At 59.0% G+C, this 17,735-nt stretch carries 13 protein-coding genes; 6 read left to right on the forward strand and 7 right to left on the reverse strand.

What is annotated here, in order from left to right; translation table 11 throughout:
* Positions 1–9 precede the first annotated feature (9 nt).
* From G3T16_RS01940 to G3T16_RS01950, 3 genes are all read right to left on the reverse strand, one after another.
* Positions 10–2,109 carry a 3-hydroxyacyl-CoA dehydrogenase NAD-binding domain-containing protein gene (locus G3T16_RS01940; protein ID WP_163493600.1) on the reverse strand — a complete coding sequence of 700 codons (2,100 nt, stop codon included), beginning with the start codon at positions 2,107–2,109 and terminating at the stop codon, positions 10–12.
* Entirely contained in the window at positions 2,106–3,296 is a 1,191-nt protein-coding gene (locus G3T16_RS01945; RefSeq protein ID WP_197911850.1) for an acetyl-CoA C-acetyltransferase, read from the reverse strand. The genes G3T16_RS01940 and G3T16_RS01945 overlap by 4 nt, the downstream gene beginning before the upstream one ends.
* Before the next feature lie 282 nt (positions 3,297–3,578).
* Positions 3,579–6,059 (reverse strand): NAD-dependent epimerase/dehydratase family protein, encoded by a 2,481-nt coding sequence (locus G3T16_RS01950; RefSeq protein ID WP_163493601.1) that lies wholly within the window; start codon positions 6,057–6,059, stop codon positions 3,579–3,581.
* Positions 6,060–6,433: 374 nt separating this feature from the next.
* Here G3T16_RS01950 and G3T16_RS01955 point away from each other — a divergent pair, with 374 nt between their 5' ends.
* A complete protein-coding gene (locus G3T16_RS01955; RefSeq protein ID WP_163493602.1) occupies positions 6,434–7,252 on the forward strand; it encodes a hypothetical protein in 819 nt (272 codons plus the stop codon).
* Positions 7,253–7,277: 25 nt separating this feature from the next.
* Here the strand turns inward: G3T16_RS01955 and G3T16_RS01960 are convergent, their stop codons facing one another.
* Positions 7,278–8,327, reverse strand: coding sequence for an ornithine cyclodeaminase (locus G3T16_RS01960; RefSeq protein WP_163493603.1), 1,050 nt, complete (start codon positions 8,325–8,327; stop codon positions 7,278–7,280).
* A 160-nt stretch (positions 8,328–8,487) separates the two neighbouring features.
* On the opposite strand from G3T16_RS01960, the gene G3T16_RS01965 reads away from it, so the two are divergent.
* Positions 8,488–8,943 (forward strand): Lrp/AsnC family transcriptional regulator, encoded by a 456-nt coding sequence (locus G3T16_RS01965; RefSeq protein ID WP_163493604.1) that lies wholly within the window; start codon positions 8,488–8,490, stop codon positions 8,941–8,943.
* Between the two features lie 738 nt (positions 8,944–9,681).
* The gene (locus G3T16_RS01970; protein WP_163493605.1) at positions 9,682–10,770 is read left to right on the forward strand and encodes an IS5 family transposase; all 1,089 of its coding nucleotides are present in this window, start codon (positions 9,682–9,684) and stop codon (positions 10,768–10,770) included.
* Between the two features lie 352 nt (positions 10,771–11,122).
* On the opposite strand, the gene G3T16_RS01975 is transcribed toward G3T16_RS01970, so the two are convergent.
* Positions 11,123–12,106, reverse strand: coding sequence for an IS5 family transposase (locus tag G3T16_RS01975; RefSeq protein WP_163496920.1), 984 nt, complete (start codon positions 12,104–12,106; stop codon positions 11,123–11,125).
* Positions 12,107–12,143: 37 nt separating this feature from the next.
* Between G3T16_RS01975 and G3T16_RS01980 the strand changes: the two genes are divergently transcribed.
* From G3T16_RS01980 to G3T16_RS01990, 3 genes are all read left to right on the forward strand, one after another.
* Complete coding sequence (locus G3T16_RS01980) at positions 12,144–13,367, forward strand: hemolysin family protein (protein WP_163493606.1); 1,224 nt, start codon at positions 12,144–12,146, stop codon at positions 13,365–13,367.
* Positions 13,364–14,380, forward strand: coding sequence for a CNNM domain-containing protein (locus G3T16_RS01985; RefSeq protein ID WP_163493607.1), 1,017 nt, complete (start codon positions 13,364–13,366; stop codon positions 14,378–14,380). Before G3T16_RS01980 ends, G3T16_RS01985 begins: the two co-directional genes overlap by 4 nt.
* Positions 14,381–14,574: 194 nt before the next feature.
* Complete coding sequence (locus tag G3T16_RS01990) at positions 14,575–14,853, forward strand: hypothetical protein (RefSeq protein WP_163493608.1); 279 nt, start codon at positions 14,575–14,577, stop codon at positions 14,851–14,853.
* A gap of 75 nt (positions 14,854–14,928) precedes the next feature.
* Here the strand turns inward: G3T16_RS01990 and G3T16_RS01995 are convergent, their stop codons facing one another.
* Positions 14,929–15,942, reverse strand: a complete 1,014-nt coding sequence (locus G3T16_RS01995; protein ID WP_163493609.1) for a TerC family protein — start codon at positions 15,940–15,942, stop codon at positions 14,929–14,931.
* 52 nt (positions 15,943–15,994) lie between these two features.
* On the reverse strand, positions 15,995–17,707 hold the full coding sequence (locus tag G3T16_RS02000; protein WP_163493610.1) for a potassium/proton antiporter: 1,713 nt from the start codon (positions 17,705–17,707) through the stop codon (positions 15,995–15,997).
* Between the last annotated feature and the right edge of the window lie 28 nt (positions 17,708–17,735).

Genomic DNA, 17,735 nt, shown 5'->3' on the forward strand with positions numbered 1-17,735 from the left:
ACCGCCGGCTCAATCCGCGAGTTGTTGCCAGCCGGGATCGGGCTCGAAGCGCGGCCCGTGACGCCCGGCCAGTTGCCGCAGGCGTTGTTCGACAACGTCCACGCCCCGCTGGCGCGCATAATGCAGCGGTCCCCCACGGAACGGGGCAAAGCCGGTCCCAAATATGACGGCCGCATCCAGGACGTCGGCGTCCTGTACCACCTGCTGACGCAGACAGGCAACGCAGGCATTGAGTAGCGGCAACAGCAGCCGGTCCGCGGTATCGGCCGGCGCCGGCGCGGTAGAATCTTTCTTTTCGGGACCGCCGTCATTCCAGCGGTACAGGCCCCGCCCCGCCTTGCGTCCGGTTTCGCCGTTTTCCACCTTGTCCCGCAACCAGGACGGAACCTCCAGCAAGGGCACACCGGTCAACTGCTGGCGCAGCATGTCGGCGACATCCACACAGATATCCAGCCCCACCTGATCCGCCATTTCCGCCGGCCCCATGGGCATGCCGAAATCGAGTGCCGCCCGGTCCAGGGTTTCCGGTGCCATGCCTTCGTCCAGCATGCACATCGCTTCCAGGAGATAGGGCGTCAGCACCCGATTCACCAGGAAGCCCGGCGCACTCTGCACCGGTACCGGCAGACGGTCGATTGCCTTGGTGAAGGCCCTGGCGCGGGCCAGGCTGGCGTCGGACGCGCGATCATGAGCCACTACCTCCACCAGCTGCATGCGAGACACCGGGTTGAAAAAATGAAGGCCGACGAAGTTCTCCGGCCGTTCGATGTCCTCCCGCAACGTCTCCAGCGGGATGCTGGAGGTATTGGTGGCCAGCAATGCATCCGGTTTCATCTGCTGCTGCAGCTGCGTATACACCGCCCTTTTGATCTCTGTTTTCTCGGGAACCGCTTCGATCAGCAGGTCGGCGTGACGCACACCATCGCCGGCCGGGTCGGGAATCAGGCGATCCAGTACCTCACGGGTAGCGGCCTCGCCGCGGTGCTTGCTCCGGCACAGTCCGGCGGCCCGCCGCACCGCATCGGCAATCGAATCGGGCCGGGTATCGGCCAGTGTCACCCGCAGGCCCTGCAGCGCGCACCAGGCGGCAATATCGCCGCCCATGGCTCCCGCTCCCACCACATGCACCTGCGTCACCGCCGCCTGCTCGCCGCCAGCCTGCCGTTTCAGGGCTTCGCGCAGAAAGAATACCCGCACCAGGTTCTGGCCCGCCGTCGAGGTCACCAGCCGGGCAAAGGAGTCTGCCTCCGCCGCCTGCATGGCTGTCCGGTTGCCGCCGTGGCGGCGCCACAGCTCGATCAACTCGAACGGCGCCGGGTAATGCTCGGCCGAGACCCGCTGCCGGGTCTGGGCCACCATCCTTCGTGCCGCCAGATCCCGGCTCCAGCGCTGCTCCAGCAACTTGCAATAGCGCGGCCGCGATGCCCTCGCCAGGGCACCGTCAGCGGCAGCGCCTACCGCCGGACGCACATGGCGCTCGCAGGTGACCGCATCCACCAGGCCCAGCTTGCGGGCTCGCCCGGCGGGCACCGGTTTACCGGTGAGCATCAGTTTCATCGCCTGCAGTGGATTGATCTGGCGGCTGCTGCGGAAGGTGCCGCCCAGCCCCGGGTGCAGGCCCAACTGAACCTCCGGGAAACCGAGCATGGCGCCTTCGATGGCGATGCGGTAGTCGCAAGCCAGCGCCAACTCCAGTCCGCCGCCCAGACAGGCGCCGTGAAGCACGGCGATACGCGGTATGGCGAGATTCTCAAAACCATCGACCACTTCGTGAGCCTGTTGCAACTGGCGTACGACGCTGTCGGCGCTGCGGGCGTCCCGGAACATGCCGACATCCGCGCCCACACAAAACCCCGCCGGCTTGCCCGAACGCAGGACCAGTGCCCGCGGCGGACGCCGCCGCAGCTCGGCGGTAATCTCCGCCAGTTCCTCCAGGACCGCCTCGTCCAGGGTATTGACCGAACTGTCGCAGCGACTCAGCACCAGCCAGGCAATATCATCCTCATCCCGGGCCAGCCACCAGTGACGCCAGGCTGTGTCGGCGGCGAGGTCCACGGGGCCCAATTCCAACCGCCGCGGATTGAGCAGTGCAAGCACGTCGGTAGTCATGGGTCGGACCTCTCCAGCAACATTGCGCCGCCCTGGCCGCCGCCGATGCATTCGGTGGCCACACCCAGGCGCCGGTCGAGGCGCTGCAGGGTATTGGCCAGATGCAGCACAATCCGGTTGCCGCTCGTGCCCACCGGATGCCCCAGGCTGATGGCGCCGCCGTCGACATTGAGACGGTCGAGTTCGGGTGCGCCTGGCGGCTGCTCCAGGCCCAGTGCCTCACGGCAAAATTGCGCGCTGTTCCACGCTTTCAGGCAGGCCAGAACCTGAGCGGCAAACGCTTCATTGATTTCCCACAGATCGACATCGGACATTTCCAGTGCCTGCCGTTGCAACAACCGGGTAGCACTGAGTACCGGCCCCAGCCCCATGATGGCAGGGTCCAGCGCGGACCAGTGGCTGTCCACGATACGGGCCCGGGGCGTGAGCGCGTGGCGCTCGACGGCCGGCCCGGAGGCCAGCACCACCCAGCTGGCGCCGTCGCTTATCTGGGAACTGTTGCCTGCGGTCACTTGACCCCAGGGCTTTTCAAAGGTCGGTTTCAGCGCCGCCAACCGGGCACTGTCGGTATCCGGGCGCACCCCGTTGTCAAATTCATGGCAGCGGCCGTCAGGACTGAAGGCCGGAGTCACCTCATCCGCCAGGTAGCCCTGTTGCTGGGCCCGGGCCAGGCGGTGATGGCTGCCAGCGGCGTACGCATCCGCCTCAGCCCGGGAGATATCGAACAGATGGGCGAGCAATTCCGCGGTCTGGCCCATATTGAGTTCGACCACAGGATCGGTCAGCCCCTGCAGCAAGCCGATGACCGGCTTGAAGTGGGAAGGACGGAAGCGGCGCAGCAACTTGAGTTTGTCCGTGAGGGAGCGCGCACCGTTGAGGGCCGCCAACCAGTCGGTGGCCTGCGGTCCGAAATACAGCGGCGCATGACTCAAGGCCTCGCTGCCGCCCGCCAGGACCAGATCGGCGCTGCCGTCGCGAATGGCACGAAAGCCGCGATCTATGGACAGCATGCCGGATCCACAGTTGATCTGCACGGTATAGGCAGGCATGGCCGGCCCCAGCCCCAACCTCAGCGCCGCGACCCGCGCCGGGTTCATCTCCCCGGCCAGTACGTTGACGCAGCCGAGAATCACCTCGTCAAATGCAGTGGGGAGAAACGGCTGCCGCAACAGCAGCGGCCCCCGCACTGTACCGCCAGATCCACCGGCGTAAACGGGCCGCGGCCACCTGCTGCCTTCAGAAACGGGGTGCGGGCACCGTCCACCAGGTAGACTGGCCGCCCCGGGACTGCTTGTTGATCTCCAGGGGTGTCGATGAACGCCTCCGGTATTTCCGCTGGCAGTCTCCTCGGTCTCCGAGGCGGCTGACTCGTTTGCATCGCGTTGCTTCAAACCTGATTGAGCGTACCTCCTGTTGCAAGCCAAGTCCGGGCGCCATCGCACACTGGCGGTCAGCCCCCGCTCCATTTGCTACACCAGCCAGCGCTCCCAGCCGCCGTAACGGTCCCTGACCCTGCCGCGGGGCACCGCGAGACCGGCAAGCGCGACCGCGCTCAGCAACGAAGCTCCCGTGGCCACCGCGCCCGCGTCATGGGCAAAGGGCGTAATCACGAGCACCACGGCCAACGGCAGCAACAGCCAGCGGACGGGCCGGGCTGATTCCGCCATCGCAATGACCCCAACCGTGATGACCAGGGCGCCCACCAGGTGGTCCCAGGCTGCCATGGCACCATCGCTGCCCAGCGTGACCCGCGTGAACATCAGCCACAGGCCGATCAACAGGCACAGTCCCAGGTTCCATGGCAGGTTGACGCCGGTCACAAGCGTATCCCTGGCAATAAGGAGCGGCCGGCGCTCGAAATCGTCCCCCGGGCCGGCTTCGCCCTCATCGGTGTCGCCAGTGAAGAAAATCTTCAGCACAGGCGCCCCGGCCCGCTGGCGGCGGCGCAGAAACTGGCCAGTGGCAACAAACTCATTGAAGGCATAGGCGATCTGCAGCAGCATCAGTGCCGCCATCAGCAGACACAGGCTGCACCAGGTACCGATAATCAGGGGCTGGATAATGATGAACGTGATCGATACCACCCCCAGCGGCACGATCAACAGCCCGAAAGACGCCACCAGCCATGGCATGGTACGCCAGCGCCGGGTGCCACCGATCAGGCCTATCAGTACCTCGAGGGCATAGACCATCGCCCCCATTCCCGCGTCAGAGACCGGGAAAGACTCGGACAGCTCGGAACCAATAACGGCCTCGGTGCCGTTCAACTGTGGGGCGCCGGCCCCCGCGCCGGAAAAAAACGGATCCCAGACACCATCGATGTGGCCCAACTGCCAGGCCGCCAGGTAGCGGGCGACGAAGAAACCCACCAGCGCCAGTGCAATGACCGGCATGCGCTGCAGCCAGCTGGAAGGGTTGTGGTCCCAACCCGGCGGCGTTTCCGGCCCCATCGTCGCCGCCACCGGTGATATGCCGGGAGCGGGCCCAACAGCGGCGGCCAGGCCGATTACCAGCATTCCCACCAGCGTCCCGTTGAGATAACCGGCGGCACTTGCGGTGGCAAACAGTAGAGGTGCGAACATCAACCACAGCCCTATGGCAGCGCACACCCAGCGTGCCCAAGCCTGCCGCCAGGACAGCGACAGCGCAGCAAAACCTGTCAGGACCGCGCCGGCCGCAGTGTCGCTCCAGGCCAGTGCGGTGCCGGTATAGCCCAGCAACGGCGGCGAGCTCAGCAACCACAGGCCCAGCATCATATTGACGAAATGCGACCACAGGCCGCGGGCATGCTGACGGCGGAACTGTTGTTGATACTGCTGCAGCAGCCGCTCCGGATTGCGGCCCAGTGTATCCGCCTCAATCAGCCAGTCGGGCGGTGTGATGCCATTGGCTTCATACCAACCTCGCGGGTCGGCTTGCAGGCTGCCGACCAGCGCCTCCAGGCCGTCCATCAGGCGATGCCTGGGCTCCCAACCCAGCTGCTCACGGGCTCGACTGATGTCCAGCTCATAGTGGTCGCTGGCCAGATCAATCATGAAAGGCCGGATAAAAGGCTTCTCCCCCTTGTCGAAATAGTCCGGCACGACCGGCTCGGCCTTCTCCTCGACCCAGGCGCCGGTTTTGGCCACCGGCCGCGGCAGCGACAGCGTCGCCCAGTGGTCTTCGCCATGGATAAGCTCGCCCAGCCGCTGCTGCACCGCCTCATAACTGTCACTGTGCGGTTCACCGACAAGAATTTCATTCTCCGCTGGCAGTTGCCGCCGCCGTTCGATGGTGAGCCGGAAAGCTTCTATCATGTCTGCCTGGTGCAGGCAGGCCTGCCCCGTGCGGGTATCGCCGGCGTAGAGATGACTCTTCATGTTCGCCGCGTGGACACGGGCAATCTGGTGCGCCAACGTCGGGACGCAGGTCTTGTCATCATAGAGTCCGGCCAGCCGCAACAGGGTGTAGGGCATGGTCGCCCGTTCGCGAATTACCGCTTCGGTATCCGCCTTGGACTGGGGGTAAATCCAGCCCGGCGCCAGTGGAGTCTGCTCAGTGATTTTGGTACCCGGCTTGCCCGGCCGATGCACCAGCATGGTACTGGAATAGATAAAGCGCTCCACGGCAAAATCCGTCAGCGCCTCCAGCAGGTTGCGGGTACCCTCGATATTGACCTTGTCATACAGCGGTGAGTGCTCACCGGAAAAGTCGAAATAGGCGGCCAGATGCACCACCGCGGCCAGTTTGCGGCCGTGTTCTTCGGCTATGTTACGCATGACCTGACTGACGGAATCGGCGTCGGTCAGATCAAATTCGTAGCTGAAATCCGCTTCTGCAGCGTGCTTGATGTCCAGCGCAATAATGCGGTAGTCGCGGCGCAGGGCGCGGCTCAGGGCACTTCCTATGTTGCCGGCAGCACCGGTAATAAGTACAAAAGGTTTGTCGTTTACCTCGCTGGTGTCGACCATGGTTCAGGACCCTCATTCCAACAGGGAGCGTGAATTTGGCGGGCGCTGGCCCGTTTTTCGACTACTGTCCGGTATAAATCAAGCAAAACTCCTGCCAGTGCCTGAGCACATCGCGCGCCCGAGGGCCCGCGGCCGCCATTGCGGCGCCGGGCGACGACCCGGAGCCGCGGGTACGGTGGCGAACATTTCCCGGCAGAACCACAGGGGCTTGATCCACCTGACCGGCCCGGAAGCAGGAGTAAGCCATTTTGTGATGTAGTTCGCGTAAGCGGATGAATATTCTTGATATTGTCAATTTCTACCGGTACTATTTCACATCCTTGGCAGCATTGTCTGTTCCGGTTCACTGCAACGCAAACGCCGATAGCCAATAAGTGAAATCACGCCTCTATTTCGCCACCACGGCTCTGCTGCTGTCCCTGCCCGGCTCCCTGCTCGCTTCGGAGCTGGAACTGTCCTTCAAGAACCCGCTGCTGGATCTTTCCCTCGATTACCGGTTGCAGGGAGATTTTACCGACAATGACCTGGCACAGACCATTGACAGCTCCCTGCGCAGCCAGGAAATCAACGATCTGCTGCGGGTGGATGCGGTGCTTGAGGCCGACAGCGTCGTCAAAATACTGGGCGAAAGTTACCATCATCGACTGACGTCGGCGTTTACCCGGCCCGTCACCCAATATGCGGATATCAACCTCGAATACCAATATATTCTGGACAAACCCTCCGCTTTCGCGATGGAACAGCAAATCACCGGCTACGCGCTGGGCCTGGACGGCAGCCTGATCGATGGCCGGCTCAGCTTCCACAGCGATTATGGACAGACCGTTTACGATACCTCCCACACTGTGAAGCTGCTGAATTTCAATTCCCGGTATCGGATCTGGTCAGACATGCATATCGACCTCAGCGGCGCAGTGAGGCAACAATATCCCTGGAATGATGCCGGCACCGCCCAGGAAGAACGGCGCTACGGTGTGGGCCTGCACTGGAGTCCGAGCCGCGACTACGCGTTTTCGGTTGAACTTGACGGCCTCGAGGATACCCGCGAGCAGCATTCTGTTTCCCACGGCAGCGGCCGTATTACCTGGACACCGCAATCCTACTGGCAGCTCGAACTGAGTTATGACACCCAACTCGCAGGCGACATGCAAAGCCTGATGCTGCACGCCCGGCTTGACCTCGGCAGCGGCTGAGGCAGACGCCACAGGAATTGAATCCTTACGCCGCCTTTCCCGAACTCGACAAGCTGATATCGCCCATAGTCAGAGCGAACAGGTTCTTCGGGTCATCCAGTGTGGGGACCAGACCAACGGTGGTACCCACGCCATGCTCTGCGGCGCGATCAGCGATGAAACGCAACGCCGAATAGTCTTCAAGCGCGAACCCTACCGAATCAAAAATGGTAATCTCCCGGGGCGACGACCGTCCAGCTTTCTTGCCTGACAACACCTCCCACAGCAGCTCCACCGGATGGTCCTGTGGCAACTGCTGTATCTCGCCTTCAATCCTGGTCTGCGGCTCATATTCAACAAAAATGGTACCGGCACGCAACACCTCAGGATGCAGCTCTGTTTTGCCGGGGCAATCTCCGCCGATGGCATTAATGTGCATGCCGGGTTCAATCATGTGAGGTTCCAGAATCGTTGCCCATGCCTTGTCTGCAGTAACCGTGGTTACGATATCTACACCGCGCACACAATCCTCAGCAGATTTTGCGGGCACCACCTTGAGCGCAGGCACCACCGCAAGTTGCCTCTGCAGTTTATCCATTGCCTGCGGGTCGACGTCATATATGCGAAGCTCGTCGATACCGACAAGTTCGTGAAACGCGATTGCCTGGAATTCACTCTGGGCGCCACAGCCAATCATCCCCATTATCCGTGAGTCAGGTCGAGACAGTACTCCTGCTGCCATCGCGGAAGTTGCCGCGGTACGAATGGCTGTGGTCAGAGTAAGTTCTGACAGCAGCAATGGATACCCTGTCGCTGTCTCAGACAGCGCACCAAATGCCATTACCGTCGGCAAACCGACCGATGTATTGGCCGGATGTCCATTGACATACTTGAAGGCGTAATACTCCTCATCTGCCACCGGCATAAGCTCAATGACACCGATGTCAGAGTGCGCCGCAGTACGGGCACATTTGTCAAAATCGGGCCAGCGCAGAAAGTCGGCGCGAATATAGTCATGCATGCCGCGGATAAAACTGCGCATGCCAACCTTGCCCACCAGTTCCACCACATCGGATACGTCTATAAATTTGCTCATGTTGCTATCTCTCCCGGTTCAGCTTGGTTCAGGTCAGTGAAACGTGGGAGCAGGATAGCGAAGCTGTTGCCTAGCCAAAAGACAACAGAAATAACCATAATGCTGCATTAGATGTCATTTATGCTAGCACCATTGCGCAAATTGCTATATTTTGCGTTATATGGCTACTACTGACGACACTGACCAGAAGCTGATCTCACTGCTGCGATCCAATGCCCGACTGCCCGTAGTCGATCTTGCCAGGAAGCTCGGTTTATCCCGGGCGACGGTGCAAAACCGGATGAATCGACTGGAGCGCACCGGGATCATCATCAACTACACGATAAATGTAAAAGCCGGAGCGGAATTGAATCCGGTTCGAGCACTGGTAAGTATTGCCGCAGACGCCAAAAAGGAAGCCAGGGCGATAGAGTTACTTGCCGGGATGCCGGAGGTTGTTTCAATCCACCATACCACCGGTCGCTGGGACATCATTGCGGAAATCCGTACCGACACGCTAGAGACTTTCAACCGTGTAGTAGGTGAGATACGCTTCATCGACGGCATATCCATGACCGAAACAAACCTGCTGCTCGATAGCATGGAGTACGGTACGCCCGTTTTGATCAACGTTTGATGGCAGTACGCTACTGGGCAGGGTGCCGACTATCGACATGGTCCTGGACGAGGTGGCGTCGATAGTAATCTCTCAATCGACGCCACACATCCTGTTTCGCCTCCGTAGAGACAAAGGTATGACCTTCGTTCGCATACCGAAGCAACTCGACATCCCTGCCCGCCTCGCGCAGCGCATTGAACTGCATGATCATCTCTGGGAGCCAAGGAGAACCAGTCTCCGTCGCCGACAATCATCAGCAACGGTGTTTCAAACTTTTCCGACGAGTATAGGGGCGAAAGGGCCATGTAATCAGCCAGGGTGTCGTTCGGAAAATGTCAGGGCGGCAATCGAGAACGAGCTTCAAGACAGCGGCGGCGCAGTACTGGTATCGGGTTCTATCTGGGCAATAGCATAGTCATCATCAGCCATATAAGCCCCTTAGTACAGCTCCATAACAGTCACAGACGATTTGCACATAGTACTAGGATGGCTCTTAAATGCCCCGCATACTTTCTGGGGCTCAGTATGCCGGATTTTTTGTTTGTAACTACACCGACACTGCTTACTAATGGGGTAGAGCCTGAAGGTGCGTTTCGTGCCTCAACGCACCCTATGGAGTTCAGCGCTTATAGAATGGGACCAACCCAGTGCCTGTGGTCGCCAGGGATTCAACCGGGCTCGCAGCCGCATAGCAGGTTGCTGAAAAACTCCCTCGAATGAGGGAAAATAGCGCAATCGCAGGTTGGAGACCAAACAATGCGCGGTGATTACCAGGAAGGCGGTGACTTGTTCAGTTATGTTTCGCTGGAACAGCGCATTCCCAAGCGCCACCCGATCCGCAAGATGCGTAAACTGGTCGATGAAGCGTTGACCAACCTGGACTCTATTTTTAATGAGATCTACGCAGACTGCGGCCGGCCGTCCATCCCGCCTGAGCGTCTGATCCGCGCTTCCTTGTTGCAGGTGTTCTATTCGATTCGCAGTGAGCGGCAGTTGATGGAGCAGTTGGACTACAACCTGATGTTTCGCTGGTTCGTTGGCTTGAGTGTTGACGATCCCGTGTGGAACCCCTCGACCTTTTCCAAGAATCGGGATCGACTGGCGCAGGCCGACATCGGGCGCCGCCTTTTCGAAGAAATCGTCGAGATGGCCCGCCGACGTAGTCTCACGTCCAACGACCATTTCAGCGTTGATGGCACTTTGATAGCTGCCTGGGCGTCTCACAAGAGTGTTCGCCGCAAGGATGGCTCGGACGATGACAACCCTGATGGCGTCGGCCGCAATGCGGGCCGCAACTTCCATGGCGAGAAGCGCAGCAACAAGACCCATGCCTCGCGCACGGATCCCGAGGCTCTGCTTGCGTCCAAGGGCCAGGGTATGGGAGCGCGCCCCAGCTACACCGGACACACCCTGATGGAGAACCGCAATGGCCTGCTGGTCAATGCCGATCTTACCTCGGCCACTGGCACTGCCGAGCGCGATGCAGCGATCGACATGGCGACGGTATTGAAAAGTGGCGCAACACTGGGAGCTGACAAAGGGTACGACACACGGGAGTTTGTCGACGTGTTGAGATTTCTGGATGTTACCCCGCACGTTGCCCAAAACCTGAAGCGTGCAGGCGGGTCTGCGATTGACGGTAGAACGACCCGTCATCTGGGCTACGAAATCAGCCAACGGGTGCGCAAACGGGTGGAGGAACCTTTTGGCTGGGCCAAGCAGATCGGCGGGCTCAGGCAGACAAAGTTCAGAGGTCTGACTCGGGTAAGACAGGACTTCCTGAGGGTGATGGCTGCCTACAATCTCATACGTATCAGAAATCTGCTGCCCGAGGCGGCGTGGTGAGGGGATACGGGGAATCGATAGCGCCCATGAGCGGCTTATGGAGGCGATAGAGGCTATGAAGGACCTTGTCACAGCGGAAATCGGCCCCGAATCCCCAATCCGGTGAAGTTGCCACGAATCCGACTCGCCGTTGACCAAACTTGGGACACGGAACGACGAGGAAGTTGAGTGCGTCAAAATCATGCCTTTTTCAGCAGCCTGCTAGGGATCATCTGATTAATCGGTGAAAATATAAGGAACTCATGACGCACCACTTCTCAAAATTGGAATTCACGGCGTTCCGGGCTCAAAAAGTCTGCAATAGTCCGTATTTCAGTGGGTCGCATGGGGTTTCCTCCCTGGTTTCCACTTTTCAGGCACAACTTGCCTGCAATCGCGGTACGCTTCGCTTCAATAGCACTCGCTTGGCAGTTACCAAGTTACTCAGCGCACAGGCAACGAACAGACGATGAGCATTTTTATCCAGCCCGCGATATCTGACTTTCGAGAATCCAAACTGCCGTTTGATGATCCCGAACTGGTGCTCCACTTTGGCCCGCACGCGCGACTTATTCCTGTTCCTGGCACGATCTTCATCAGTCAGCTTTCGGTTCCGGCTGCCCCTCGCTTGGGTGAAGTCTTTGGCTCGTGGCGCATGATCAGCGATAGCTTGTGCTTGCCCGCTGTACGCGGAATCCCCCCAAACTCGAGTTTCCTCGCCGTGGAGCAGATCGGGCAATACCTGGGAATCGTGGACATTGGCAGATGTTGCGACAACGGAATGGATGAGCTTAGTCCGGCTGTCTACCCCGATGTGCGCTTTCATGCCGAAGTACCACTGGTTGCCCTTGCGGGTCTGACGCATCTCCGGATCGCGCTCCTTCTTTTTGTTCTTGGTGGAGCTCGGCGCGCTGATGATGCTGGCGTCAACGATGGTACCGCGGGATACCTTCAGGCCGTTCTCCTGCAAATACTGATTTACCAGGTGGAACAGCTGATCACCCAGGTTGTGCTTCTCCATCAAGTGGCGGAACTTGCAGATCGTGGTTTCGTCCGGCACCGACTCCCGACCGAGGTCGATGCCGACGAAGTGGCGCAACGAACGGGAGTCATAGAGAGCTTCCTCGGCGGCCGGATCCGACAGGTTGAACCAGTGCTGAATGAAGTGGATCCGCAGCATGCGCTCGATACCGATCGGGCGCCTACCGGCGCCCTCTGGCTTGGGGTAGAACGGCTCGATAGCAGCGGTCAGTTCCTTCCAGGGAATGATGGTTTCCATTTCTTCCAGAAACTGCTCTTTGCGAGTCTTCTTCCGGTATTTCTCGAATCCGGCATCGGAAAAGGAATCTTGGCGCATGAGGTTCATCTCGTTCTCGGGACTCGACCTATTATAAATGAACATCGGAATAAATCAGAGTAGCCCTAGTTTTATGCTCTCGGGGGCCCAATTGGGCATTACCGTTACCGGCCTGATGGTGGGTTATGTCGCTGAGCCACTTGTCGGCGAGTCCATGGGGGTTCTGCTCCAGGGAACAGGTATGTCCGTTGAGGTAGGCATAACGGTTGGCACGGTATTGGCGCTGGTCGTTGCCACGCTTGTTCAGATGATTCTCGGCGAGCTCTACCCCAAGAATCTCGCCATCGCCAATCCTGAACCGCTCTCCCGTGGGCTCGCCCGCTCCACCTTGATCTACATGTCAGCTTTGGGGTGGCTCATCAGTTTTTTCGACAGGTCCGCCAACCTTTTGCTGCGTATGCTGCGAATTGAGCCGGTGCATGACCTCGACGTCAGTGCCTCCGCCGACGATCTTCCGCACATCATCGCCAACTCGCGCGACAGCGGTGACCTGCCGCTTGAACTCTCGCTGATGATGGATCGCATTCTCGATTTTCCGCAGCGCGACATCGAGCACGCGATGGTGCCCCGATCGCAGGTCGACTGGGTTGACCCTGAGACAACGCTCGAAGAATTGCGTGGTCTGATGGCGCGCGCTCACACCCGTTACCCGGTAATTGATGACGACGATGCGCCGGTTGGCGTTGTGCACCTGGCCGACGTGCTCACGCACCTGGCTTCCGGATACGCTGATGAGACTGTCGCCTCGGTGATGAGGCCCGCCATGGTGTTGCCCACGCTGATGCCACTACCGGACGCCCTCACCCAATTGGTTCAGTCGACGAGCCACCTCGCCTGCATCATTGATGAATACGGTGGTTTCGCCGGTGTTCTCACGATTGAGGATCTTGCCATGGAAATCGTAGGCGAGATAACTGACGAGCACGATGATGAAATCAGCGAGGCCGTTGTACCGGAAGGTAGCGACACCTGGGTCATGGAGGGCGACGTGCATCTTGACGAGGTTGAGCGGGCCATCGGCCATCGTCTGCCGCGTGGCGATGTCGAGACCATGGCAGGCATGCTCATCGCGGAGCTCGGAGCACTGCCGACGGAGGGTGATACTGTAAACGTTGATCTACCTGTCGAAGCTGCCGAACTCGCTTCCGAGGACCCAGTGCGCCGCCGGCTCGTTGTTGATGTCCTGCGTATTGAACGGCACATTCCCACCGAGGTCCGTGTGCGGCTGGTTGATGTGCCAATAACCGAGGAAGACCGATGAACGATCCGTTGACTGTCACGCTGGTGACCATCGCACTCATCGCCCTGAGCGGCTTCTTTGTCATCATTGAATTCGCTTTGCTCGGTGCCCGCCGTCACCGCCTGGAGGAGCTGGCGGAGAACAGCCCTTCTGCTCGAGCCGCGCTGCGCGGTATGAATGACTTGACCTTGATGCTTGCCGGAGCTCAGTTGGGCATCACCTTCTGTACCTTCGCCCTCGGTGCGGTGACGAAGCCTGCAGTCGACTACTGGCTCGGCCCCATATTCCTGGCGGTCGGCTTACCGGATTGGGCAGCCGGCGGAGCGGCGTTCGGCCTTGCGCTCTTCGTTGTCACCTTCCTGCACCTGGTTGTCGGCGAGATGGCGCCCAAATCCTGGGCTATCGCGCACCCGGAAAAGTCCGCCCTCGCGATTGGCATCGTTTCCAGGGGGTACGTCTGGCCTCTGCGCCCGCTGCTCAGTTGGGTGAATTGGATCGCCAACTGGCTTGTGAAGGCTTCGGGGGTTGAACCCATTGAGAGCGCCGCCGTTGGAGGGCAGGACATCAACACCATCCGGCAGCTTGTTGAACACTCGGGTAAGGTCGGCACGCTCAAACCCCAGATGCAGCAGCAGCTCTCGGGCTTGATCGATTTGGGCTCGCTGCCCTTGGAATCCTTGATAACCGAGGGCGAAACGCCGGCGCACGTTGTGCGGGGCGCTACGGTAGCGGATATTCGCGGTGTCGCGATCCAGTCGGGCCACCTGCGGATCCTGGTACTCGGCGCCAGTGGGATTAAGCCCGCAGTGGTTCACGTACGCGATACCCTGTTAGAGCCAACTGATCGGCTCGCCCATGAGATCGCGCGGAAAGCTTTTATACTCGACGCCAAAACGCCAGTCTACGAGGCGCTCACCCGCATGCGAAAGGCCAGCGTGCAGCTTGCCGTCGTCATGAGCGGAGGCCGCATGAGGGGCGTTGTAACGCTTGCTGACATCCTGAAACGAGTGCTGCCAGCGGCCGCTGCCCCGTAATGACCATTCCCGAGCTACTCGACGAGCGTGGACGGGCGAGCTAAACGAACTCGAATACGGGCGGATTGGCTTCAACTGGTGGGCTTGGTTATAGCCATCCTGGCGACAATTGGATTGTCAAGGACCGTGTTCGCGATGTTCAACGCAGCTGTTTCTCTGGTTGCGCAGGTCATGCAATGAGAGAGCCTCCGGGTATGAATTTCTTCGCTAGCCGTTGGCGTGGTCAAGTTCCCCTGCGTGTGATGCTGTGGCGGGACATGCTGGGCACCGGTACCTTGATTAACCTGGTAATGACTTTTTTGGCCCTGATAGCCATCGTGTTAGACGCTCATATCGGACTTGCAGTCGCACTGCATTTTGCCCCACTCCCTTACAATATTTTCCTGTTTGCGGCCATTTGGCGAGCACCTCGCCTCAACGCCTTCACCGCAACGATTTCGGCCGGGTGGCTCGCCGCGATGACGCTGCTCTGAAAGCCCACATGGGTCCTGGAAACTGAATTTATCTTCATTTACCCCCAGTCAACATAACTGCTTAAAGTGATCTGGCTATGCCTCCGGTTTCCCACGCTGCTTGGGTTCTCTTTTAGGTGGGCTGCCTGGTATCCACCACTCGCTTGCCCTTTGCGCTGCTTCATCTGCTTTCAGGTGTCTTGTCTTCCATATGGAAAACAGGATGCTGCCACCGATAAGGATCCCGGTTATGAGCAATGCGATTTCGGTAGGAATGACCTTGGTTCCGAACCAGGCGTTGAGTACCATCTTTACCCCGACGATAACCAGCACCAGCGACAATCCGTACTTCAGATAATGGAAGCGGTGGATGATGCCTGCCAACGCAAAGTAGAGCGCCCGCAGTCCCAGGATCGCAAATACGTTCGACGTATAGACTATGAAGGGGTCCGTGGTTATGGCGAAGATCGCCGGAATCGAGTCCAGAGCAAAAACAACATCTGTTAGTTCGATGAGGATCAGCACCAGGAATAGCGGCGTCATATAACGAACGCCCTCAACCGTCACAAAGAAACGAGACCCCGAGAACTCCTGTGTAACCCTAAAACGCCGGCGTATAAACCGCACGATACGGTTGTTATCGACGTCGGGCTCCTGACTGACCGTCACCAGCATTTTAATCCCGGTGAAGACCAGGAAAGCACCGAAGAAATAGATAACCCAATGGAATGCGTTGATAATCGAAGCGCCAACCAGAATCAGCGTGCCCCGCATCACCAGGGCACCCAGAATGCCCCAGAAGAGCACACGGTATTGATACTGCAGGGGGACAGCGAAGTGAGTGAAGATCAGCACGAAGACAAAAATATTGTCGACACTAAGGCTCTTTTCAATCAGGTAACCGGTGACGAACTGATACCCCTCCGTTTCTCCCATGAAGACAAACATGCCAGCCGCAAATATCATTGCAAGCACGACATAACCAAAGCTGAGCCACAATGCATGTCTGACGGTTATCTGCTGTTCACCTCGATGTAAAAAACCGAGATCCAAGGCAAGCAACGCAACGACAAATAGGTTGAACCCTACCCACATCCATATTGCGTCCATCAGTTACCCATCTGCATAAATCGGTGGAATTTTCGGACTATCGGGATTCTGATCAAGCGGCAGGTATCAGACTTACCGTACTGATTCGATGACCAAGCATATTGCTGACCTGAATCCGTATGCCTTCAATCATCAACTCCGACCCCACTGAGGGCTCTCTATCGGCCAACTCTCTTTTGATCATCTGGTCCAGAGTCAGCCCGCCTTCCTCCCCCAGGTAAATGCCATAGGAGCCCAAGACATCATCAATTCGGGTGCTGCCTTTCAGACGGAGTTTGCCGGATGGCAGCTCACTGCGGCTTACTTCCAGCGCCTGCGAAAAAACACAGTCGACGAAAGGCCGTATGTCCGGACGGAGAACGACGAATAGATGATCTCCAGCGTACAACCGCGTTGAGCCCCGGGGTGGAATCACATCCGACGCGCGGGTGATCATTGCCACCACGGTGCTGTCTGGCAGTGCCATCCTCGACAGCAGGCGACCCGCTGCTCTTGGATTTTCGCCCAGCGTGTATTCCACAATTTCCGCATCTACATCGCCCAACGCTGTGATCTCCAGAGTCGCGGCGGGCTGCGCCGGGGGCTTGTCCGTCAGGCCGAGCTTTCGCGCAGCCCACGGCAGCGTTGAGCCCTGAACGGTTGCAGAGATAAGCACAACGAAGAATACGACGTTGAAGATGAGCGGGGCCTCAGGCAGGCCAAAAATTAACGGAAAAATGGCCAGAATAATAGGCACTGACCCCCGTAATCCCACCCAGGACACCAGTGCTATTTCCCGACTATTGAAACCAAACGCCTTTAACACCGGCGCCACCACCGCCGGCCTGGCGACAAAGACAAGAACCAGAGCGATCATCAGGCCTTCCAGCCAGACCTCCAGCAACGACAAAGGATTAACAAGCAGCCCCAGCACAACGAACATGGTGATCTGGCTAAGCCAGGCCATGCCGTCATGAAACAGGAAGGTACTTCGCTGAAACACAAAACGGCTGTTGCCCACAATCACCCCGGCAATAAAGATGGCCAGGAACCCACTCCCCCCAAGATTGGCAGCGATGCCAAAGGCCAACAGGCCACAGGCAGTCACCATCACCGGGTACAGACCGGCAGCTACCAAATGAATTCGATTGATCACTTGTACGGAAAGCCACCCGACAGCCAGTCCGACGACAGCGCCGATACCCATCTGCATGACAAATAACTGGAGCAGGCCTGCCCCAACCGCCATGTCGTTTACCAGTATCTCCAGTAGGCCGACCGTGAGGAAGATAGCCATGGGGTCGTTGGATGCGCTTTCGATTTCCAGCGTGGATTTCAGGCGCCGGTTAATATGAATACCCGCATTGCGCAGCAGTGAAAACACGGCGGCCGCGTCGGTGGAGCCGACAATGGCGCCGAGCAACAGTCCTTGCAGCATCGGCAGGTCGAGAATATAGGCGGCTGCAAGCCCGGTTATTGCAGCTGTGACCAGCACTCCGAGGGTCGCCAGCACGGAGGCGGGCTTCCACACCAGTTTTATTGAAGCAATCGGTGTCTGAAGACCGCCATCAAAGAGGATCATGGCCAGCGCCAGGGTGCCCAGGGCGTGGGCGGCATTCGGGTTGTCGAACTTAATGCCCCCGATGCCGCTCTCACCCGCCAACATCCCGGTCAGCAGGAACAATACCAGCACCGGCAGGCCAAGCCGAGCCGACAGTTTGCTCGACACAATGCCAAACAGGATCAGAATGGCCGCCAGAAGTATCAGCTGGTCAATGGCAAACATGCATTGTCACCTTGTTTAACCGTGTCTG

Source organism: Kineobactrum salinum (assembly GCF_010669285.1).
GTDB lineage: Bacteria > Pseudomonadota > Gammaproteobacteria > Pseudomonadales > Halieaceae > Kineobactrum > Kineobactrum salinum.

What these genes read in the sequence shown, in the direction of transcription:
- G3T16_RS01995 (WP_163493609.1), bottom strand. Translation starts at nt 15,942, where the DNA reads ATGGACGCAATATGGATGTGGGTAGGGTTCAACCTATTTGTCGTTGCG.
- G3T16_RS01960 (WP_163493603.1), bottom strand. Translation starts at nt 8,327, where the DNA reads ATGAGCAAATTTATAGACGTATCCGATGTGGTGGAACTGGTGGGCAAG.
- G3T16_RS02000 (WP_163493610.1), bottom strand. Translation starts at nt 17,707, where the DNA reads ATGTTTGCCATTGACCAGCTGATACTTCTGGCGGCCATTCTGATCCTG.
- G3T16_RS01950 (WP_163493601.1), bottom strand. Translation starts at nt 6,059, where the DNA reads ATGGTCGACACCAGCGAGGTAAACGACAAACCTTTTGTACTTATTACC.
- G3T16_RS01975 (WP_163496920.1), bottom strand. Translation starts at nt 12,106, where the DNA reads ATGCGCCAAGATTCCTTTTCCGATGCCGGATTCGAGAAATACCGGAAG.
- G3T16_RS01980 (WP_163493606.1), top strand. Translation starts at nt 12,144, where the DNA reads ATGAACATCGGAATAAATCAGAGTAGCCCTAGTTTTATGCTCTCGGGG.
- G3T16_RS01965 (WP_163493604.1), top strand. Translation starts at nt 8,488, where the DNA reads ATGGCTACTACTGACGACACTGACCAGAAGCTGATCTCACTGCTGCGA.
- G3T16_RS01985 (WP_163493607.1), top strand. Translation starts at nt 13,364, where the DNA reads ATGAACGATCCGTTGACTGTCACGCTGGTGACCATCGCACTCATCGCC.
- G3T16_RS01990 (WP_163493608.1), top strand. Translation starts at nt 14,575, where the DNA reads ATGAATTTCTTCGCTAGCCGTTGGCGTGGTCAAGTTCCCCTGCGTGTG.
- G3T16_RS01970 (WP_163493605.1), top strand. Translation starts at nt 9,682, where the DNA reads ATGCGCGGTGATTACCAGGAAGGCGGTGACTTGTTCAGTTATGTTTCG.
- G3T16_RS01940 (WP_163493600.1), bottom strand. Translation starts at nt 2,109, where the DNA reads ATGACTACCGACGTGCTTGCACTGCTCAATCCGCGGCGGTTGGAATTG.